Origin of the sequence: Streptomyces sp. NPDC048248 (assembly GCF_043201875.1) — a bacterium.
Lineage (GTDB): Bacteria > Actinomycetota > Actinomycetes > Streptomycetales > Streptomycetaceae > Streptomyces.
The window spans coordinates 624,208-644,381 of the sequence record NZ_JBICZL010000003.1; the positions used below are offsets into that span (position 1 = coordinate 624,208).

Consider the following 20,174-nt stretch of genomic DNA (forward strand, 5'->3'; position numbering starts at 1 on the left):
GGTGCGTGCAGCCGGTCGATCCATCCCCCAAAGGGGCGAAAAACGGTGCGGAGGGGTGCAGCGGCACCCCTCCGCTTCGTTGTCCAGGAGTGTGAGCCAAAAGAATCTTGAGGCAAAGAGCAGCGCCCGCGAGCGGCTGCAGGCACAGCGTGAGAAGGAGAAGGCGCGCGCCCGGCGCGGCCGCCAGGCGATCGTCGCCGGATCGGTCGTCGCGGTGCTGGCCGTCGCCGGCGGCGTAGCGGTCTGGGCGTCCGCCATGGGGGGCGACGACACCACCGACGCCAAGATGGCGGTGCCGAAGGCGGTCGCCGACGGGGACAAGCCGGCCGTCACGGTGGGCGCGGTCAACGCCCCCTCCACTCTCACGGTCTGGGAGGACTTCCGCTGTCCCGCCTGCCAGCAGTTCGAGACCGGTTTCCGCTCGGTCATCCATGAGCTGGAGGACTCCGGCCGGATGAAGACCGAGTACCACCTCGCGACGATCATCGACGGCAACATGGGTGGCAAGGGGTCCCTCAACGCCGCGAACGCGGCACTCTGCGCCCAGGACACCGGGAAGTTCCGCGACTTCCACGACGTCCTGTACTCGAACCAGCCGCCCGAGCCGCAGGACAAGTTCGCCGACAAGAAGCACCTGATCCAACTGGCGGGCAAGGTCAAGGGGCTGGTGACCGACAACTTCACCCGGTGCGTCAACGAAGGCACTTACGACGGCTTCGTGCAGAAGTCCAACTCCGCGTTCGCCACCTCCGGTTACCGCGGCACACCGACCGTGCTGCTCGACGGCAAGGACTTGGCCAAGGCCAAGGGCGGCCGGTTCACCCCGGCGGACCTCAAGAAGGCGGTGCAGGGCACCGGCAAGGGCAAGAAGTCCGGCACCGGATCGGCGCCCGCGTCCTGACGTCCGGCGCGCTCCGCACACGCAGTGTCATGGCGTGGGACGGCGGGGTCGTTACGGAGCCGTAGCCGGGTGGGTTGTCGCCGACCCCGCCCGGCGCGGTAGCGTCGACCCTGCCATGGACCTCGCATTCATTCCCAGCCCGTCGACCGGTGTCGTACATCTCGGCCCGATCCCGCTGCGCGGCTACGCATTCTGCATCATCATCGGCGTCTTCATCGGCGTCTGGCTCGGCAACAAGCGCTGGATCCAGCGCGGTGGCCGCTCCGGGACCGTCGCGGACATCGCCGTGTGGGCCGTGCCCTTCGGGCTCGTCGGCGGACGCCTCTACCACGTCATCACGACGTACGAGCCGTACTTCGGCGAGGGCGGCCACCCCCTCGACGCCTTCAAGGTGTGGGAAGGCGGCCTCGGGATCTGGGGCGCGGTCGCGCTCGGCGCGGTCGGCGCCTGGATCGGCTGCCGCCGGCGGGGCATCCCGCTGCCCGCCTACGCCGACGCGCTGGCGCCCGGCCTCGCTCTCGGGCAGGCGATCGGCCGCTGGGGCAACTGGTTCAACCAGGAGCTGTACGGCCGCGCCACGGACGTGCCGTGGGCGCTGGAGATCAGCTCCGACCCAGCGATCGGCCGGGTCGGCGGCACCTACCACCCCACCTTCCTCTACGAGTCCCTGTGGTGCATCGGTGTCGCGCTGCTGGTGATCTGGGCCGACAAGCGCTTCAAGATGGGCCACGGCCGGGTCTTCGCGCTCTACGTCGCCGCCTACTGCGCGGGCCGCGCCTGGATCGAGTACATGCGCGTCGACGAGGCGCACCACATCCTGGGCATGCGGCTGAACGTCTGGACCGCGCTGATCGTCTTCCTGTGCGCCATCGCCTACCTCGTGGTCTCCGCGAAGAGGGCGCCCGGCCGCGAGGCGGTCGTCGAGCCGCTGGCCCAGGCCGCGGACGGCGAGGGCGCCGAGGGTGCCGACGGCGACAAGGTCTCCGTCGAGAAGCAGGCGGAGTCGAAGGCCGAGCAGAAGACAGAGCCGAAGACAGAGCCGAAGACCGCGGCGGACGCCGAGGCCGACGACGGCGAGGCGGCGGAGCCGGCCGAGGACAAGCCGGAGGCCGCGCAGCCCGACGCCGACGGCTCCGCAGAGGACACCGGCGACGACGCGCCGCAGGGGCCGGACGCGCCCGCGGATGCGGCGAAGCCCGCCGGGAGCGGCAGCACGAAGAAGTCCTGACGACCTCGGTCGCGCGCGACGCGGCCGTACGCCTGCCGGAGAGCGCCGGGCGGACTCGCAGTATCGAGTCCGCCCGGCGCTTCGTCTGTGGCGGCTCAGCGGCGGCGGCCCGCCAGGGCCAGCACCTGCCGGGCGCCCGCGACCACCGCCGCGTCGACGAACCGGCCGTCCGGCAGGGCCAGCGCCCCCGCGTCCGTCGCGGCGGCCCGCACGATCTCCTCCGCGGCCTCGATCTCCTCGGGGCCCGGCAGGTGGGCGGATTCGATGACCGGCAGCTGGCGCGGGTGGATCGCCGCCCTGCCCAGGAAGCCCAGGGCGCGGCCTTGTGCGCAGGACCGGGCCAGGCCCTCCAGGTCACGGATGTCGCGGTAGACCGATTGCGGGGGCGGGGCCAGACCGGCCGCGTGGGCGGCGTTCACCGTCCGGCCGCGGGCCCAGGTCAGCCCCGTCTCGTCCCGCAGTCGCAGTTCCGCGGCGAGGTCGGCCTCGCCGAGGGCGATACCGCGTACCGCCGGGTGCGCGGTGGCGATCGCGAAAGCGTGCTCGACGCCCAGCGCGGACTCCAGCAGGGCGTGCAGTGCGGGGGCCCGGGCCGGGCCGGACGGGGACGGGCGTCCGGGGGGCGCGGGGGCGAGGGTGGCGGTGGTGCGGCCTGTGGTGGTGGGGCCGGTGGGGAGAGGGCCCACGAGGGTGCGCCGGGCGGTGCGCCGGGTCGAGGCCCCCGGGGCGTAGGGGACCGGTGCGGCGGGTGGGGGCGTCGTGGCCCAGTCGAGAGCCCGGAGGACGTCGGCCGGGCCCTGCACTTTGGGCAGTCGCAGACCAGCCAGCCCCGGCAGCCCGGCGAGGGTGCGGATCTCCGTTTCGGCGCGTGGACCGTCCAGTGCGTTGACGCGGACGTGCACCGGCACCGGGCCGGGCGCCGCATCGCTCAGCAGCTCAGCGGTGGCCCGCAGCGCATAGTCCTTGCGGCCGGGGGAGACCGCGTCCTCCAGGTCCACCAGGACCACGTCGGCGCCGCAGCAGAGTGCCTTGGCGACCACCTCGGGGCGGTCACCGGGGACGTACAGCCACGTCAGCACCACGGTGACGGGAGGGGCCTGGGCGTCCTGCGGCGCGGCGGTCACAGGGCGCCGGCCGCGCGCAGCTCGGCGATCTCCGTGCAGGTCATCCCGAGCCCGGTCAGCACCTCTTCGGTGTCCGCGCCGTGCGGGCGGCCCGCCCACCGGATGGCACCGGGCGTCTCGGAGAGCCGGAAGAGCACGTTCTGCATCCGCAGTGTGCCCAGCTCCTCGTCCGGCACCTCGGTGATGGAGCCGAGGGCCTGGTACTGCGCGTCCGCCATCACGTCCCGGATGTCGTAGACCGGCGCGACGGCGGCCTCGGCCTTCTCGAAGGCGGCGGTCACCTCGGTGCGGTCGTGGCGGGCGATCCAGTCGCCGACCGCCGCATCGAGGGTCTCGGCGTGCGCGGCCCGGCCCGCGCCGGTCGCGAACCAGGGTTCGTCGATCACGTCCGGCCGGCCGACCAGCCGCAGCACCCGCTCGGCGATGGACTGCGCCGAGGTGGAGACCGCCACCCACGAGCCGTCCGCGGTGCGGTAGGTGTTGCGGGGTGCGTTGTTGGTGGAGCGGTTGCCGGTCCGCGGCTGCACATAGCCGAGCTGGTCGTACCAGAGGGACTGCGGCCCGAGGACCGCGAGCATGGGTTCGATGATGGCCATGTCGACGACCTGGCCCCGGCCGGTGGTGTCACGTCCGCGCAGTGCGGTCATCACGGCGTACGCCGTGGTGAGCGCGGCGATGGAGTCGGCGAGCCCGAACGGCGGCAGGGTCGGCGGCCCGTCCGGCTCGCCGGTGACCGCAGCGAAGCCGCTCATCGCCTCGGCGAGGGTGCCGAATCCGGGGCGCCGGGCGTACGGGCCGAACTGCCCGAACCCGGTGACCCGGGTCAGCACCAGGCGCGGGTTGACGGCGGACAGCTCCTCCCAGCCCAGGTCCCACTTCTCCAGAGTGCCGGGGCGGAAGTTCTCGATGAGTACGTCCGCATCGGCGGCGAGCCGGAGCAGCACCGCACGGCCGCCGGGCCGGGAGAGATCGGCGGTGACGGTCTTCTTGTTGCGGCCCAGCAGCTTCCACCACAGGCCGATGCCGTCCTTGGCGGGTCCGTGGCCGCGCGACGGGTCGGGCCGGCGGGGATGCTCTACCTTGATCACCTCGGCCCCGAAGTCCCCGAGCATGGTCGCGGCGAGCGGACCTGCGAAGAGGGTGGCGAGGTCGAGCACCCTGAGCCCGTTCAGGGGGCCGGACGCGGGGCGGGGCGCGGTGTCGTGGCGTGGTGCGGGCTCGGGCTCACCGGAAAGGGACGGGTCGGTCATGGTGCGGGGCCTCCGGTCGTTCGGGGTGACGGACGGCGAGCGCGGCGGTGCGCGCCGCGAGGGTGTCGAAGCCGATGCCGTCCAGCCCGCCGACGCCGGTGGCGAGCCGGTTGCGCAGCGGCGCCGTCCAGCGGGCGGGCAGCGCGGCGGGTGATCCCGCGAGCAGTCCGGCGATGGAGCCGGCCGTCGCGCCGTTGGAGTCGGTGTCCCAACCTCCGGACACAGCACGGCAGATGGAGCCCTCGAAGTCGCCGTCGGCATGCGTGAGGGCGGCGGCGAGCAGCGCGGCGTTGGGGACGGCGTGCACCCAGTGGTGCTGTCCGTAGGTGGTGTGCAGCCGGTCGACGACGTCGGCGAAGCCGGCCGGTGTGCCCGTGGGCTCGGCGTGCGCCGCCGCGATGGCGAAACGGACGGCCTGCGCGAGTCGGCATCGTGCGGGGATCACCCCGAGCCCGGCCCGCAGGGCGTCGTCCACCCGGGCGTTGCCGCCGGCGGCCTCGGCGACGGCGGCGGCCGTGAACATCGCGGCGTACACGCCGTTCGCGGTGTGGCTGAGTGTGGCGTCCCGCCAGGCCAGCGCCGCGGCGGTCACCGGATCACCGGGATGCGTCCAGCCGAAGACGTCGGCCCGGATCTGCGCACCGATCCACTCCCGGAAGGGGTTGCGGTGCCGTGCGGTGTGCGGCGGCTCGATGCCGTCCAGGAGGTTGCGGTACGCGACGCGTTCCGCGGTGAACGTGCGGCCGGCGGGCAGCTCGTCCAGCCACAGCCGCGCGACGTCCGCGGTGGTGAAGCCGTGGCCGTGGCGTTCGAGGAGCAGCAGCCCCAGGAGCGGGTAGTTGAGGTCGTCGTCCTCGGGCATGCCGTCGATGTTCTCGGCCAGCGAGGTGGCCCGGCTGCGGCGGTTCCACGGGTAGCGGGCGGCCACCGTCGGATCGAGCCCGGCCTCGGTGAACCACGAGGCCAGCGGCCAGTTCCCGGTCGACCGGGCGAGCGCCCTGAGCCCGTGGAGCGGGAGCTTCTCGACGGGCTTGCCGAGCAGGCAGCCGGCCGCCCGCCCCAGCCAGCCGGCCTCCAGCCGCTGCACGGTTGGGTCACCGGGCGGGCGGGGCGCAGTCTCCGCCTCGGTGGCGCCGTCCGCCGCGTGCGGGCGCGCGGGGAGCCCCGTGCGGTCCGCAGTCCGCGGCGCCCGCGCGATCTCCCCACGATCCGAGGGGTGGTACGGGCGTGCCGCCTCGATCGCCGCGAGGTCGGTGGGCTCGTCGGTGGCCAACGGTGAGGGCAGCGCGGCGAGTTGGTCGAGAAGGTCGCCGGCGAGCGCGCGCAGGGAGGCGGGGCAGGGGCCGACGGAAGCCCCCGCCCGTTCCGGTGCCGGCGCGCCGCCGGCCGCATACCACCGGCGCGCGATGGCCGCGGCGTCCCGCCCGTCCTCGGCCGCCTGCCGCAGCTCATGCCCCACCAGGTCCTCGGGCTGCACCCACGTCACCCGCAGCGCCGGACCGTACCCGGGGGGCGCGGCATCCACGCCGACCGTAGCCGGACGTCCCTGTGGCCGGGGCGTCATCACGTCTCCGTGAGCGCGGCGAACGCCCGCTCGTGCGCCCGGTGCCGCTCCTGGTCGCGGTCGAAGATCTCCCGGGCCACCCCGGCCAGCGTCGCCGCCGGGGCCCGCAGGTCCAGACGGCTGGCGCGGGCGACCTCGGTGCTCCAGTCGTCCGGCACGGCCGAAGCGCCGTGCAGCGCGCCGACCAGCGCACCGCTCATCGTCGCGATCGAGTCGCAGTCGCGGCCGTAGTTGACCGCGCCGAGGACGGTGCGCCGGAAGTCGCCGCCGCCGACGAGCAGCATCCCCAGCGCGACGGGCAGTTCCTCGATGGCGTGCAGCCGGGACGGGCGCCGGGCGCCCAACGACGGGTTGCGGTAATCCGGGCCCACCGTGTCGAACGGTGCGACGGCGGCCCGCAGGGGCGCCAGTGCCGAGTCGAAGCCGGAGTCGGGGACGGCGGCCTCGCAGACCGCCTCGATCGCCGCGCGGGTGCCGTCCTTGGCGACCCGCAGCGCGTGCTCGACGACGTGGGCGGGCGTGGCGTCCGGCGTGCAGGCCGCGGCCACCGCGGCGGCGAAGACACCGGCGGCCTCCCGGCCGTAGGAGGACTGGTGGGTTCCCGCGATGTCCAGCGCCTCGGCGTAAGCCCGGTCCGGATTACCCGCGTTGACGATGCCCACCGGCGCCATGTACATCGCCGCACCGCAGTTGACGATGTTTCCGACGCCCGCCTCGCGCGGGTCGACATGGCCGTAGTGCAGTCGCGCCACGATCCACTTCTCGGCGAGGAAGATGCGTTGCAGCGGCAGCGCCTCGGCCTCCAGCTCCGGGATCCAGCGCGGGGTGCCGATCAGATCCGGCACCAGATGGTCGGCGATGTCATACGCGTCGAGGTGGTCGCGCACCGTCCCGTAGACCCGCACCAGCGCATGTGTCATCAAGGTGTCGTCGGTGACGTGCCCGTCGCCCTTGTGGTACGGCGCGATGGGCCGCGCGGTGCGCCAGTCCTCGTGGAACGGCCCGACGATGCCCTCCACCCGGCCGCCGTGCCGGGCCACGATCTGGTCCGGCGTCCAGCCCTCGACCGGCCCGCCGAGCGCGTCGCCGACGGCCGCGCCGACCAGACACCCCGCCGCCCGGTCCTCCAGAGGCGGCGGGGCCGCAGGCTCCTGGCCCGCGGCCGGGGCGGTCACCTCGGCCGTGAGCGGTGTGTTCTGCGTCGTGTACGTCATGTGCGGGGAGGTCCTTCCACGGTGAGGGAGAACAGGGGTGCCGCGCTCGCCAGAGGGGCGGCCACGGCGTCGGCGAGCGCAGGGACGGCTTCCGGTGCGGTCAGTTCCGTACCGGCGAGCAGCCTCGCGAGTTCGACGAGATCGGTGCCGGCCAGCCGCGGCAGCGCGCAGCCGGACAGCACCCGGCAGGCGTCGCGCCAGGTCCGCGGCAGGTCGTGGACGTCACCGAGCGCCCCGGTCAGCGCGCCCGCGAGGGCGGGCGCGGAGTCGGCGACCCGGGACAGGCACGCGGCCGCCGGGACCGCCTCGGAGACCAGCCCGTTCGCCGCCAGCGTCAGGGCGAGCGCGACGGGGACGGTCTCGGCCGCGGCGATGCCGTAGCTGTAGACGTGGTCGACGATCTCGTGCTCCAGGACCGGCACCAGGGCGAAGGCGTTGCCGGGACGGCCGGGCCGGTCAGCGGCCACGGCGTGCGCGAGCCGGACGGCGTGCAGCGCGTTGCGCCGGATCTCGGTGCCCTCGGGAAGCTGGCCGAGCGCCGCCTCCACGCATGCCTGCACCGTCGCCCCGCCGAGCGCCACCGCGACCGCCGCGGCCATCGCGCGTGCGCCGTGCACCCCGTCGCCGTCCTGCGTGTAACGCGCGTCGTACTCGGCGAGTTCGGCGGCGGCGGACGGCTCGCCCGGGTGGACGACGGCCAGCACGGCTGCCCTGACACAGGCGGCGTCGTCGAAGAAGTGCGGATTGTCGTGGCCCGTGGCGGGTGGCCGCAGCCCGGCGGCGAGGTTGCCGAGCCCGGCCCGTACGGAGATCCGGGCCCGTAGCGGCAGCACCGCCGACTCCACCTCGGGGGCCCGGTCGGCGGCCGCGGCCACCTCGCTCGCCAGCGCGTTCCACGCGAGATCGATGGCCGCCCGCATCCGGCGTCCCCGGCCGAGGTCGCTGAGCAGCGCCCCGGCGGCGGTGAGTACCGACTCGGCGGTGAAGGCCGCCCACTCCGCATCGTCGGACGGGCCGAGCCGCAGCGGCTCCGGGGGTTGGTTGAGGGCGATCGGGACCGGCAGGGTGGTGGTGGCGTTGTGCTCGGCGAAGGTGTCCAGCTCCCGGGTCAGCCGCCGGGTCCATTCGGGCATCCGGGCGGCCCGGTGTCTGGCCGCGGGCCACCCCGCGGCGTCCCCCGAAGCCAGCCCGAGAAGCAGTCCCTCGATCCGGGCACGGCCGCCTGCCCGGGCGCCCGCACCGCCGTCCGCGGCGGCGCCGGACCCGATCGGTACCTCGTCCGGCCCCCTGCCCGGTCCGGCTTCGCCGCGCGGGTGGGCACCCCGGTCCGCCGTGCCGTCCACCGGGCGGGACGCCGCCTCCGCGCGCGGCGCGTCCACCGGGCCCACCGCGTCCGGTGCGATGAACGGGGCAGGGGGTCGGCAGCGCTCCGGCCCGGCGGTCCGCGCCTCGTCGGAGCTCGCCCCCTCCATGTGCCGGCACCCCGGAAGACCGAGCGCGCCCCCTGCGCCGGACGTCGCTGGACCCGCCCGCCGCCTTCCGTCCCGCAGTCCGGCGGCGAAAGCCAGAGCAGGACCGAAGGACCTGACCGGCCCCACGGGTCCGCCGGGCCCGGTCGGCCCGCTCGGCCCCGCCGGTCCGACGGGTCCACCGGGCTGCCCCGGCCCGGCGGGTGCGACCGGTCCGCCGGGGGATCTCGGTCCGACGGGGTTGACGGGGCCGCCTGGCTCGCCGGGGGAGAGGGGGTGGTGGGCGGCGCGGTGCGGAGTGGCGGACTCTCGGTCGGAGCCGGTCGCGTCGCCGGTCCCGCTCGCGTCGTCCGCATCGTCCATGGCCTCGTGGGACGGGGAGCCCCCCTGCGGCGGGGACGCCGGGCCGGCAACGGGCCGAGCCTCCCCGGAGGACGCATCACCGGCCGAGGGCTCGACCGGCGCGGCATCCTCCGGGCTTGACGCAGGTGCCGACGCCGTGGCCGCGCCGGCATTCGCTCGTCGGGTGGTGGTCATCGTGCTCCCACCCCCGCGGCCGCCTCGCTCCTCGTGCCCGCTTCGGCGTCCTGGGCGTGCGCCGGGACCGCTTCGGTTTCCCTGGATGCCGCCGAGGGCGCTTCCGTGGACGCCACGGCGCTCGCGTGCACGGGCACCGTCGACCGGGGCGCCAGCAATTCGGCGATGTCCAGGACGTGGTAGCCGGCCATCGACGGCAGGCAGCTGCCGCGGGCCGGGCCGATGGCGGTGGTCCAGGTCTCGGGGATGGCGGCGGCGCCGGTCAGGGCCCCGGCGAGGGCGCCCGCGACGGCCGCCGTGGTGTCGGCGTCGCGCCCCATGTTGACCGCGGTCAGCACCGAGGCGGTGAAGTCGCCCCGGGCCGCGGCGAAGGCGCCGAAGGCCAGACCGACGGCCTCGGGGGCCAGATCCGTCCACGGGTAGCCGCCGATCACGACCGCGGAGCGCACCGCGCGTTCGATACCGAGCTGGGTGATGCCCGGATCGTGCCGCGACCGCTGGGCGGCGCCGACCGCGCGGCGCAGCGAGCGGGCGGTCCAGGAGTCCTCGGGGACGACGGAGAGCGCGGCGGCGATCACCGCGTCGACGTTGGGGCTCCCCCCTGGAGCGAAGCCCGTCGAAGGCCCTTGGGGGAGGGCGACCATGGCCGCGGCGACGCCGGCGGCGACCGCCCGCCCGCCGTAGATCCCCTCGCCGTCGTGACTGACGGTGCCGTCGATGGCGACCAGCCGGGCGGCCTCGGCGGGCCGCCCGGCGGCGAACACCCCGAACGGAGCGGCGCGCATCGCCAGCCCGTCGCTCCAGGCGTGCCGGTGCTGCGCGGAGATGGGGGCGGCGAGACCGCGCCGCAGGTTCTCCAGGGTGCCGCGCTCGCTGAAGCCGGCGCCGCGGAACGGCCCCTCGTCGCGGTCGGCGATCCACTGGTGCCAGGCCGCCTCGACATGGGCGACGGTCAGCGCGGAGCCGTGCGCGGCGAGCAGCAGCCCGGAGAAGATGGCGTACTCGGTGTCGTCGGTGCCGGCCGGGTCGTCCTCGACGTAGCCCTCGATACGGCCCCATCTGCTGCGGATCTGGGAGGGCTTCATGTTCTCCGCGGGGGCCCCGAGCGCGTCCCCGACGGCGAGCCCCAGCATCGCGCCCCGGGCCCGGTCGCGTACGGCGTCACAGGCTCCGTCCCGTACGCCGTCGCGGGCTGCGTCCCCTGCGTTCCCCGCGCTGTCGGCGACGGCGGACTCCGCGGGCGGCGGGTGCGGTGCGCTCATGGGGCGTGCCCTTCTGTCGTGCGGGTCGGACCGCTGCCGTGAGGCGGGCCCACGGCACGGAGACCGCCGGCCTCCATCGGACCGCTGCGGTGTATCCGTGCCACGCCGCGGCCCGGCTCTCCTCTCCCGGACGGCAGGGTCACCCGGTCGAATCGCTCGCACGGGCTCGGGTGAAGCGGTCGGGCTGCTCGCCCCAGCGCCCTGTGACCCACGTCTCATACCGCGCCGCATGAGAAAACCGCAGGTCAGCGGGGTAAGTACGGCCTTCCTTGCTAGCGGAGGAGCGGTGATCGCGCATAACTTCGAGGTGTTGCAGGGGGAAGCGCCGCCATCGGCCCACACCTCGCGGAAGGGAGCAGGTCCCTCAATGTCCGTCATGGAGATCATGGATTCCGCGGCGCCGACGCATGTCGCACACCGTGACAATCACACCCACCGGGATGTGAACGGCGGCTGGCTGCGCCCCGCCGTCTTCGGCGCGATGGACGGCCTGGTGTCGAACCTCGCGCTGATGACGGGTGTCGCGGGCGGCGCCGTGTCGCAGCAGACGATCATCATCACCGGCCTCGCGGGTCTGGCCGCCGGAGCGTTCTCGATGGCGGCGGGTGAGTACACCTCCGTCGCCTCGCAGCGGGAGCTGGTGCTCGCGGAGCTGGACATCGAGCGGACCGAACTGCGCAAGCACCCCAAGGACGAGCTGGAGGAGCTGGCCGCGCTGTACGAGTCGCGCGGCGTCGAGCCCGGCCTCGCCCGGCAGGTGGCCGAGCAGCTCTCGACGGATCCCGATCAGGCGCTGGAAATTCATGCACGCGAGGAATTGGGCATTGACCCTTCCGACCTTCCGTCGCCCACCGTCGCCGCGGTTTCTTCCTTCGGATCATTTGCCCTTGGCGCCCTTTTGCCTGTCCTTCCTTACCTCTTGGGTGCTTCCGCATTGTGGCCCGCGGTGCTTCTCGCGCTGCTCGGACTGTTCGCCTGCGGGGCGGTCGTGGCGCGGGTGACGGCGCGCTCCTGGTGGTTCAGCGGTGTCCGCCAATTGGCCCTGGGTGGCGCTGCCGCAGGTGTGACGTACATCCTGGGAGCGGTGTTCGGAACCGTCGTAGGGTGACGTGTCATGCGGGTGGCTGCATAATTAACGCGTTACCCAGCGGTTTCGATTTGTTGACGACCGGGCATAAGGCCCAGGCGTCGCGGGCAATGTCGCCCGACGATCGCCGCTCGTGGGATGGCGAAGAGTCCGTCCGCGTCTTTGATCCACCGCTACGCCGGTGTCCGCATGCTGGAAGGCGCTATCCGCTTTTCGAGAAGCGGGCCATCCTGTAACCTGCACGAAATTTCGCGGAGGGCCAACGTCGTCCCTCGGCAATGCCTATGCCACGACGACGTTGGGAGAGCCGATGCGTTCCGCGTCCACGCACTCCGCGACCACCGGCAGCGCCAGCGCCGCCTGGTCGCCCATGGACGGGCGCCCCGCCCAGCAGGGGATGTACGACCCGCGCAACGAGCACGACGCCTGCGGCGTCGGCTTTGTGGCCACCCTCACCGGCGAGGCCAGCCACGCGTTGGTCGAGCAGGCGCTCACCGTCCTGACGAACCTGGAGCACCGCGGTGCCACCGGCTCGGAGCCCGACTCCGGCGACGGTGCCGGCATCCTGCTCCAGGTCCCGGACGCGTTCCTCCGCGAGGACGTCGGATTCGAGCTTCCCGAGGCCGGCGCGTACGCCGTCGGCATCGCCTTCCTCCCCGCCGATGCCCAGGATGCGGCCGCTGCCGTCTCGCGCATCGAGACGATGGCGGCCGAAGAGGGCCTGAACGTCCTCGGCTGGCGTGTCGTGCCGGTGGCCCCGCAGCTGCTCGGCAACGGCGCCCGCGCCACCATGCCCGCCTTCTCCCAGCTCTTCGTCGCCGACGGTGAGAACACCGGGCTGGCCCTGGACCGCAAGGCGTTCGCGCTGCGCAAGCGCGCCGAGCGCGAGGCCGGGGTCTACTTCCCCTCGCTGTCCGCCCGGACCATCGTCTACAAGGGCATGCTGACCACCGGCCAGCTGGAGCCGTTCTTCCCGGACCTCTCCGACCGCCGCTTCGCCACCGCCATCGCGCTGGTCCACTCGCGGTTCTCCACGAACACCTTCCCGAGCTGGCCGCTCGCCCACCCGTACCGCTTCGTCGCGCACAACGGCGAGATCAACACGGTCAAGGGCAACCGCAACTGGATGCGGGCGCGTGAGTCGCAGCTCGCCTCGAAGCTCTTCGGCAACGGGGCCGACGACGACCTCGCGCGGATCTTCCCGGTCTGCACCCCGGACGCCTCCGACTCCGCCTCCTTCGACGAGGTCCTGGAGCTGCTCCACCTCGGCGGCCGTTCGCTGCCGCACTCCGTGCTGATGATGGTCCCCGAGGCGTGGGAGAACTCCCCCTCCATGGACCCGGCCCGGCGTGCCTTCTACCAGTACCACTCCACGATGATGGAGCCCTGGGACGGCCCGGCCTGCGTCACCTTCACCGACGGCACCCAGGTCGGCGCGGTCCTCGACCGCAACGGTCTGCGCCCCGGCCGCTACTGGGTCACCGACGACGGCCTCGTCGTGCTGTCCTCCGAGGTCGGCGTGCTGGACATCGACCCGGCCAAGGTCGTCCGCAAGGGCCGCCTGCAGCCCGGCCGGATGTTCCTCGTCGACACCGCCGAGCACCGCATCATCGAGGACGACGAGATCAAGGGGCAGCTCGCCGCCGAGCACCCGTACGAGGACTGGCTGGAAGCCGGCCTGATCGACCTCGCGGACCTGCCCGAGCGTGAGCACATCGTGCACACCCACGCCTCGGTCACCCGCCGTCAGCAGACCTTCGGCTACACCGAGGAAGAGCTGCGCGTCATCCTCGCGCCGATGGCCAAGGCCGGCGCCGAGCCGATCGGCTCGATGGGCACCGACTCGCCGATCGCGGCGCTCTCGGACCGCCCCCGGCTGCTGTTCGACTACTTCACCCAGCTCTTCGCGCAGGTCACGAACCCGCCGCTGGACGCGATCCGCGAGGAGCTCGTCACCTCGCTGATCTCCTCCCTCGGCCCCCAGGGCAACGTCCTGGAGCCCACCGAGGCGTCCTGTCGCAGCGTGACCCTGCCCTTCCCGGTCATCGACAACGACGAGCTCGCCAAGCTCGTGCACATCAACGCCGACGGCGACATGCCCGGCATGAAGGCCGTGACGCTCTCCGGCCTCTACCGGGTCTCCGGCGGCGGCGAGTCGCTGGCCGCCCGGATCAAGGAGATCTGCGCCGAGGCGGACGCCGCCATCGACGACGGCGCCCGGCTGATCGTGCTCTCCGACCGTCACTCGGACGCCGAGCACGCGCCGATCCCGTCGCTGCTGCTCACCGCCGCGGTCCACCACCACCTCATCGGCACCAAGGAGCGCACCCAGGTCGGGCTGCTCGTCGAGGCCGGCGATGTGCGCGAGGTGCACCACGTCGCGCTGCTCATCGGCTTCGGTGCCGCGGCCGTCAACCCCTACCTGGCGATGGAGTCCGTCGAGGACCTCGTCCGCGCGGGCACCTTCCTGCCCGGCATCGAGGCCGAGACCGCCATCAAGAACCTCATCAAGGCGCTCGGCAAGGGCGTCCTGAAGGTCATGTCCAAGATGGGCATCTCGACCGTCGCCTCCTACCGCGGCGCGCAGGTCTTCGAGGCCGTCGGCCTGGACGAGGACTTCGTCGCCGAGTACTTCCACGGCACCGCCACCAAGATCGGCGGAGCCGGTCTCGACGTCGTCGCCAAGGAGGTCGCGGCCAGGCACGCCAAGGCCTACCCGGCCTCCGGCATCGCCGCCACGCACCGTGCGCTGGACATCGGCGGCGAGTACCAGTGGCGCCGCGAGGGCGAGCCGCACCTGTTCGACCCGGACACCGTCTTCCGGCTGCAGCACTCCACGCGCTCGCGCCGCTACGACATCTTCAAGCAGTACACCGAGCGGGTGAACGAGCAGTCCGAGCGGCTGATGACGCTGCGCGGCCTGTTCTCCTTCAACTCCGACCGGCCCTCGATCCCGATCGAGGAGGTCGAGTCGGCCGCCGACATCGTCAAGCGCTTCTCCACCGGCGCCATGTCCTACGGCTCCATCTCGCAGGAGGCGCACGAGACCCTCGCCATCGCCATGAACCAGTTGGGCGGCAAGTCCAACACCGGTGAGGGCGGCGAGGACCCGGACCGTCTCTACGACCCGGCGCGGCGCTCCTCGATCAAGCAGGTCGCCTCCGGCCGCTTCGGCGTGACGTCCGAGTACCTCGTCAACTCCGACGACATCCAGATCAAGATGGCGCAGGGCGCCAAGCCCGGCGAGGGCGGCCAGCTGCCCGGCCACAAGGTCTACCCGTGGGTCGCCAAGACCCGGCACTCCACCCCGGGCGTCGGCCTGATCTCGCCGCCCCCGCACCACGACATCTACTCAATCGAGGACCTCGCCCAGCTGATCCACGACCTGAAGAACGCCAACCCCCAGGCGCGCATTCACGTCAAGCTGGTCTCCGAGGTCGGTGTCGGCACCGTCGCCGCGGGTGTCTCCAAGGCGCACGCGGACGTGGTCCTCATCTCCGGCCACGACGGCGGTACGGGTGCCTCCCCGCTGACCTCCCTCAAGCACGCGGGCGGCCCCTGGGAGCTCGGTCTCGCCGAGACCCAGCAGACGCTGCTGCTCAACGGCCTGCGCGACCGCATCGTCGTGCAGACCGACGGTCAGCTCAAGACCGGCCGTGACGTCGTCATCGCCGCCCTGCTGGGCGCCGAGGAGTTCGGCTTCGCGACCGCACCGCTGGTCGTCTCCGGCTGCGTCATGATGCGCGTGTGCCACCTGGACACCTGCCCGGTCGGTATCGCCACCCAGAACCCCACGCTGCGCGAGCGGTTCAGCGGCAAGGCCGAGTACATCGTCAACTTCTTCCAGTTCATCGCCGAAGAGGTCCGCGAGCTGCTCGCCGAGCTGGGCTTCCGCACCCTCGACGAGGCCATCGGCCACGCCGAGATCCTCAACACCTCGCAGGCCGTGGACCACTGGAAGGCGCAGGGCCTGGACCTGGCCCCGCTGCTGCACGTCCCCGAGCTGGCCGAGGGCGCCGTCCGCCATCAGGTCACCGTGCAGGACCACGGCCTGGAGAAGGCGCTCGACAACGAGCTGATCAAGCTCGCCGCCGACGCGCTCTCCGCGGACACCGCGGAGGCCGCGCAGCCCGTGCGGGCCCAGATCGCGATCCGGAACATCAACCGGACCGTGGGCACCATGCTCGGCCACGAGGTCACGAAGAAGTTCGGCGGTGCCGGTCTCCCCGACGACACCATCGACATCACCTTCACCGGTTCGGCCGGCCAGTCCTTCGGTGCCTTCCTGCCGCGCGGTGTCACGCTGCGTCTGGAGGGCGACGCGAACGACTACGTCGGCAAGGGCCTCTCCGGCGGCCGGGTCGTCGTCCGTCCGGACCGCGGCGCCGACCACCTCGCCGAGTACTCCACCATCGCGGGCAACACCCTCGCCTACGGCGCGACCGGCGGCGAGCTCTACCTGCGCGGCCGGGTCGGCGAACGCTTCTGCGTCCGCAACTCCGGCGCCACGGTGGTCTCCGAGGGCGTGGGCGACCACGGCTGCGAGTACATGACCGGCGGAAACGCGGTCGTCCTCGGCGAGACGGGACGTAACTTCGCAGCCGGCATGTCCGGCGGTTTCGCCTACGTCATCGACCTCGACCGGGCCAATGTGAACAAGGAGCTCGTCGACGCCGTCCACGCGCTGGACGACACCGACAAGCAGTGGCTGCACGCCGTTGTGCGCCGCCACCAGGAGGAGACCGGCTCCACCGTCGCCGAGAAGCTCCTCGCCGACTGGGATGCCGCGGCCGCGCGCTTCAGCAAGGTCATCCCGCCCACCTACCAGGCAGTGCTCGTCGCCAAGGACGCCGCTGAGCAGGCCGGACTCTCCGAGTCCGAGACCCACGAGAAGATGATGGAGGCGGCGACCAATGGCTGACCCCAAGGGCTTCCTGAACACCGACCGCGAGGTCGCCAAGACCCGCCCCGTCGACGAGCGCGTCAAGGACTGGAACGAGGTCTACCAGCCCGGCTCCCTGCTGCCGATCATCAGCAAGCAGGCGTCGCGCTGCATGGACTGCGGCATCCCGTTCTGCCACAACGGCTGCCCGCTCGGGAACCTCATCCCCGAGTGGAACGACTACGCCTACCGCGAGGACTGGACCGAGGCCAGCGAGCGGCTGCACGCGACCAACAACTTCCCGGAGTTCACCGGTCGCCTGTGCCCCGCGCCCTGTGAGGCCGCCTGTGTGCTGGGCATCAACCAGCCGCCGGTGACCATCAAGAACGTCGAGGTCTCCATCATCGACAAGGCGTGGGACAACGGCGATGTCACCCCGCAGCCGCCCGAGCGGCTGTCCGGCAAGACCGTCGCCGTCATCGGCTCGGGCCCGGCGGGTCTCGCCGCCGCCCAGCAGCTGACCCGGGCCGGCCACACCGTCGCCGTCTACGAGCGCGCGGACCGGATCGGTGGACTGCTGCGCTACGGCATCCCCGAGTTCAAGATGGAAAAGCGCCACATCAACCGCCGCATCGAGCAGATGCGCGCGGAGGGCACCAAGTTCCGCACCGAGGTGGAGATCGGCCGCGACATCGACGCGAAGAAGCTGCGCAAGCGCTACGACGCCGTCGTCATCGCCGCCGGTGCCACGACCTCCCGCGACCTGCCGGTGCCCGGCCGCGAGCTGAACGGCATCCACTTCGCGATGGAGTACCTGCCGCTCGCCAACAAGGTGCAGGAGGGTGACCTGACCGTCGCCCCGATCACCGCCGAGGGCAAGCACGTCGTCGTCATCGGCGGCGGCGACACCGGCGCGGACTGCGTGGGCACCGCCCACCGCCAGGGCGCAGCCTCCGTGACCCAGCTGGAGATCATGGGCAAGCCGGGCGACGAGCGGAACCCGAACCAGCCCTGGCCGACCTTCCCCATGCTCTACAAGGTCACCTCCGCGCACGAGGAGGGCGGCGAGCGGCTCTACTCCGTCTCGACCACCCACTTCGAGGGCGACGAGGACGGCAACGTCCAGTACCTGCACCTGACCGAGGTGGAGTTCAAGGACGGCAAGCCGGAGCCGAAGCCGGGCACCGAGCGGAAGATCCCGGCCCAGCTGGTCACCCTCGCGATGGGCTTCACCGGCACCGACCAGGAGAACGGACTGGTCTCCCAGTTCGGTCTGGAGCTGGACGCCCGCGGCAACATCTCCCGCGACCAGGACTACGCCACCAACGTCCCCGGCGTGTACGTCGCCGGTGACGCCGGCCGCGGCCAGTCGCTGATCGTGTGGGCCATCGCCGAGGGCCGCTCCGCGGCCAAGGGCGTGGACCGCTTCCTCACCGGAGCCAGCGCCCTGCCGGCTCCCATCAAGCCGACGGACCGCGCGCTGACCGTGTAGCCCGTCCCCAGATGTCCCGCACAACGTCGTGCGGAACAACCGCGGCGCCTGTCTCCTCCCCCCGACCGGAGGACAGGCGCCGCGACCTTTTCCGCCCCCGGGCGATCCCCTGGGGCGCTACGAGCCGTTGCGCTGGCCGGGGAATCGCCTGCCCAGCTGCCGCGCCAGCTCCTGCGCGGGAGCCGGTACGGCCCGCGGCGGGGGAGTGCCCGGCGGCCGGAAATCGTGCACCGGCGGGCACCACGCCGACAGTTCGATGCCCCGCTCACCCAGCGGCAGCACCCACCGCGCATCCGCGTGCACCCGCAGCACCTGTGCCTCGATCAGCGTCCACGCGCCGCAGTCCGCCGTCCGCTCACCGGCCCGGCGCGCCTCCAACTGCACCGGGCAGTGCGCCAGCCGGGGCGGCCGCACCATCTCGGACGGTTCCGTCAGCGGGACGTCCGCCCCGCACGGGCCGCCCGCGCCCTCCTCGCACTCACCGTCCGGCGGCAGGTTGAAGACCACGTCCGGGCGTACCGCGAGGTTGCGGGCGGTGCGGCCGCGGGCGGGCAGCCATGCGCTCACGACCGGGCCGAGTTCCCAGCGGATACGGAGCGCGGCCAGCGCGAAGGTCCCGTCGTCGTTCTCCGTGGACAGCACTGCCGACGCCACCGAACTGCTCTTCTCCAGCACGCCTTTCATGCCCATGAGGATAGAAGCAGGATGATTCGGTGCTCACCGAAGTGTGATGACCGCTTACTCTCTGTGCATGACTCCATGGGACGCCGAGCACGAAAGCATCGCGGAGACCCCCGACCTGGCCGCCCTCGCCGCGCTGCTCGCGGACCGGACCCGGGCCACCATCTGCATGGCCCTGCTGGACGGCGGCGCCTGGACGGCGGGCGAGCTGGCCGAGTACGCCGCGGTGGCGCCCTCCACGACCACCGAGCATCTCAACCTCCTGGTCGCCGGGGGGCTGCTGGCCGAGGAGCGGCGCGGGCGGCGCCGCTACGTCCGGCTGGCGGGGCCCGGCACCGCCGAAGCCCTGGAGAACCTCGCCGGGCTGGCGCCCTACCGCCCGGTCCCGATCCGCTCCCTCGCCGAGGCCCACCAGCGCAGAGCCCTGCACCACGCGAGGACCTGCTACGACCACATCGCCGGCGCCCTCGGTGTCGCGATCGCCGAGGCGATGACCGAACGCGGCCTGCTGGCCAGCGACTACGGTCCCGTGTTGACCTGCGCGGGTGCCGACTGGCTGGCCGGTGTGGGGATCCCCGACGCAGGGCCGTCGGACGCCCACCGGGCCCATGTGCGCACCTGCCTGGACTGGACCGTGCGCAGACACCACCTCTCCGGCGCGGTCGGCGCGGCGCTGTGCCGGCACGCCCTGGAGCGGGAGTGGATCGTCAAGACCCCCGCCACCCGCATCCTCACCGTCACCGAGGTGGGTCGGCAGGCGTTCCGCAAGCATCTGGACCTGGACGAGGACGTGCTGTCGCCGTCCACCGCCCCGCTCGCGCCCCGGGCCTGACCAGGGCGAGGCGCTCCGGAGAGCAGCGCCTCGGGAGAGGGAGCGGCTAGCGTGGGCCGTCGCCGCCGTCCTGCTCGCCCTCGACGAGGCGGGCCGGGAAGCCGCCGGTGGCGATCGGGCCCCAGCGCAGCGGGGTGACGCGGATCAGCGACTTGCCCTGCTTGCGCATCGCCGCGCGGTACTCGTCCCAGTCCGGGTGCTCGCCGGAGATGTTGCGGAAGTACTCGACCAGCGGTTCCACCGACTCCGGGGTGTCGATCACCTCGGCCTCACCGTCGATCTGCACCCACGGCCCGTTCCACTCGTCGGACAGCACGATGACACTGACCGACGAGACGCGGCGGGCGTTGCGGACCTTGGCCCGTTCCGGGTACGTCGACATCACCAGCCGCCCGGAGTCGTCCACCCCGCAGGTCAGCGGCGAGCCCTGCGGGGTCCCGTCGGAACGGCGGGTGAGCAGGATCGCGCGGTGGCGGGGCCGGACGAACTCCAGCAGCTCGGGCAGCTCGACGCGGGTGTTGGAGGCGATGGAAGGGCTCATGGGGGTGAGCCTAGGTGTATTGATCACGAGCGTTGTTAACAGTCGTGGGTCTTGATCATGGCGAAGACCTCCGGTGTGGTGGAGGTGTCTACGCTTCACCGCACGGAGGT

General features: G+C 72.8%; 14 protein-coding genes. 6 read left to right on the forward strand and 8 right to left on the reverse strand.

Annotated features, from left to right (window positions below):
• Positions 1–91: 91 nt before the first annotated feature.
• Both ACGFZW_RS08840 and lgt read left to right on the forward strand, forming a co-directional pair.
• The gene (locus ACGFZW_RS08840; RefSeq protein WP_393892335.1) at positions 92–901 is read left to right on the forward strand and encodes a thioredoxin domain-containing protein; all 810 of its coding nucleotides are present in this window, start codon (positions 92–94) and stop codon (positions 899–901) included.
• 115 nt (positions 902–1,016) lie between these two features.
• Complete coding sequence (gene lgt, locus ACGFZW_RS08845) at positions 1,017–2,129, forward strand: prolipoprotein diacylglyceryl transferase (RefSeq protein ID WP_393892336.1); 1,113 nt, start codon at positions 1,017–1,019, stop codon at positions 2,127–2,129.
• 95 nt (positions 2,130–2,224) lie between these two features.
• Here lgt and ACGFZW_RS08850 read toward each other — a convergent pair whose 3' ends face one another.
• The 6 genes from ACGFZW_RS08850 to ACGFZW_RS08875 form a co-directional block, all read right to left on the reverse strand.
• Positions 2,225–3,253 carry an HpcH/HpaI aldolase/citrate lyase family protein gene (locus ACGFZW_RS08850; protein ID WP_393892337.1) on the reverse strand — a complete coding sequence of 343 codons (1,029 nt, stop codon included), beginning with the start codon at positions 3,251–3,253 and terminating at the stop codon, positions 2,225–2,227.
• Positions 3,250–4,503, reverse strand: a complete 1,254-nt coding sequence (locus ACGFZW_RS08855; RefSeq protein ID WP_393892338.1) for a CaiB/BaiF CoA transferase family protein — start codon at positions 4,501–4,503, stop codon at positions 3,250–3,252. The genes ACGFZW_RS08850 and ACGFZW_RS08855 overlap by 4 nt, the downstream gene beginning before the upstream one ends.
• On the reverse strand, positions 4,478–6,067 hold the full coding sequence (locus ACGFZW_RS08860) for an ADP-ribosylglycohydrolase family protein (RefSeq protein WP_393892339.1): 1,590 nt from the start codon (positions 6,065–6,067) through the stop codon (positions 4,478–4,480). Before ACGFZW_RS08860 ends, ACGFZW_RS08855 begins: the two co-directional genes overlap by 26 nt.
• The gene (locus ACGFZW_RS08865; protein WP_393892340.1) at positions 6,067–7,281 is read right to left on the reverse strand and encodes an ADP-ribosylglycohydrolase family protein; all 1,215 of its coding nucleotides are present in this window, start codon (positions 7,279–7,281) and stop codon (positions 6,067–6,069) included. The genes ACGFZW_RS08860 and ACGFZW_RS08865 overlap by 1 nt, the downstream gene beginning before the upstream one ends.
• Positions 7,278–8,753, reverse strand: a complete 1,476-nt coding sequence (locus tag ACGFZW_RS08870; RefSeq protein ID WP_393892341.1) for an ADP-ribosylglycohydrolase family protein — start codon at positions 8,751–8,753, stop codon at positions 7,278–7,280. Before ACGFZW_RS08870 ends, ACGFZW_RS08865 begins: the two co-directional genes overlap by 4 nt.
• Positions 8,754–9,283: 530 nt before the next feature.
• Positions 9,284–10,420: an ADP-ribosylglycohydrolase family protein gene (locus ACGFZW_RS08875; RefSeq protein WP_393892385.1), complete on the reverse strand. Its 1,137-nt coding sequence runs from the start codon at positions 10,418–10,420 to the stop codon at positions 9,284–9,286.
• 505 nt (positions 10,421–10,925) lie between these two features.
• On the opposite strand from ACGFZW_RS08875, the gene ACGFZW_RS08880 reads away from it, so the two are divergent.
• The 3 genes from ACGFZW_RS08880 to ACGFZW_RS08890 all read left to right on the forward strand — a co-directional run bounded on the left by ACGFZW_RS08880 (position 10,926) and on the right by ACGFZW_RS08890 (position 18,010).
• Positions 10,926–11,657 (forward strand): VIT1/CCC1 transporter family protein, encoded by a 732-nt coding sequence (locus ACGFZW_RS08880; protein WP_393892386.1) that lies wholly within the window; start codon positions 10,926–10,928, stop codon positions 11,655–11,657.
• Positions 11,658–11,946: 289 nt separating this feature from the next.
• A complete protein-coding gene (gltB, locus tag ACGFZW_RS08885; RefSeq protein ID WP_393892342.1) occupies positions 11,947–16,557 on the forward strand; it encodes a glutamate synthase large subunit in 4,611 nt (1,536 codons plus the stop codon).
• A complete protein-coding gene (locus ACGFZW_RS08890) occupies positions 16,550–18,010 on the forward strand; it encodes a glutamate synthase subunit beta (protein ID WP_393892343.1) in 1,461 nt (486 codons plus the stop codon). The genes gltB and ACGFZW_RS08890 overlap by 8 nt, the downstream gene beginning before the upstream one ends.
• Positions 18,011–18,127: 117 nt before the next feature.
• On the opposite strand, the gene ACGFZW_RS08895 is transcribed toward ACGFZW_RS08890, so the two are convergent.
• Positions 18,128–18,694, reverse strand: a complete 567-nt coding sequence (locus tag ACGFZW_RS08895; protein ID WP_393892344.1) for a hypothetical protein — start codon at positions 18,692–18,694, stop codon at positions 18,128–18,130.
• A gap of 67 nt (positions 18,695–18,761) precedes the next feature.
• On the opposite strand from ACGFZW_RS08895, the gene ACGFZW_RS08900 reads away from it, so the two are divergent.
• Complete coding sequence (locus ACGFZW_RS08900) at positions 18,762–19,523, forward strand: winged helix-turn-helix domain-containing protein (RefSeq protein WP_393892345.1); 762 nt, start codon at positions 18,762–18,764, stop codon at positions 19,521–19,523.
• A 46-nt stretch (positions 19,524–19,569) separates the two neighbouring features.
• On the opposite strand, the gene ACGFZW_RS08905 is transcribed toward ACGFZW_RS08900, so the two are convergent.
• Positions 19,570–20,064: a PPOX class F420-dependent oxidoreductase gene (locus ACGFZW_RS08905; RefSeq protein WP_393892346.1), complete on the reverse strand. Its 495-nt coding sequence runs from the start codon at positions 20,062–20,064 to the stop codon at positions 19,570–19,572.
• Positions 20,065–20,174: the final 110 nt, after the last annotated feature.

Bases quoted from the DNA above. Each gene is read 5' to 3' on its own strand.
- ACGFZW_RS08860 (WP_393892339.1), bottom strand. From the start codon at position 6,067: ATGACGCCCCGGCCACAGGGACGTCCGGCTACGGTCGGCGTGGATGCC.
- lgt (WP_393892336.1), top strand. From the start codon at position 1,017: ATGGACCTCGCATTCATTCCCAGCCCGTCGACCGGTGTCGTACATCTC.
- ACGFZW_RS08895 (WP_393892344.1), bottom strand. From the start codon at position 18,694: ATGAAAGGCGTGCTGGAGAAGAGCAGTTCGGTGGCGTCGGCAGTGCTG.
- ACGFZW_RS08865 (WP_393892340.1), bottom strand. From the start codon at position 7,281: ATGACGTACACGACGCAGAACACACCGCTCACGGCCGAGGTGACCGCC.
- ACGFZW_RS08900 (WP_393892345.1), top strand. From the start codon at position 18,762: ATGACTCCATGGGACGCCGAGCACGAAAGCATCGCGGAGACCCCCGAC.
- ACGFZW_RS08870 (WP_393892341.1), bottom strand. From the start codon at position 8,753: ATGGAGGGGGCGAGCTCCGACGAGGCGCGGACCGCCGGGCCGGAGCGC.
- ACGFZW_RS08880 (WP_393892386.1), top strand. From the start codon at position 10,926: ATGGAGATCATGGATTCCGCGGCGCCGACGCATGTCGCACACCGTGAC.
- gltB (WP_393892342.1), top strand. From the start codon at position 11,947: ATGCGTTCCGCGTCCACGCACTCCGCGACCACCGGCAGCGCCAGCGCC.
- ACGFZW_RS08905 (WP_393892346.1), bottom strand. From the start codon at position 20,064: ATGAGCCCTTCCATCGCCTCCAACACCCGCGTCGAGCTGCCCGAGCTG.
- ACGFZW_RS08875 (WP_393892385.1), bottom strand. From the start codon at position 10,420: ATGCTGGGGCTCGCCGTCGGGGACGCGCTCGGGGCCCCCGCGGAGAAC.
- ACGFZW_RS08890 (WP_393892343.1), top strand. From the start codon at position 16,550: ATGGCTGACCCCAAGGGCTTCCTGAACACCGACCGCGAGGTCGCCAAG.
- ACGFZW_RS08855 (WP_393892338.1), bottom strand. From the start codon at position 4,503: ATGACCGACCCGTCCCTTTCCGGTGAGCCCGAGCCCGCACCACGCCAC.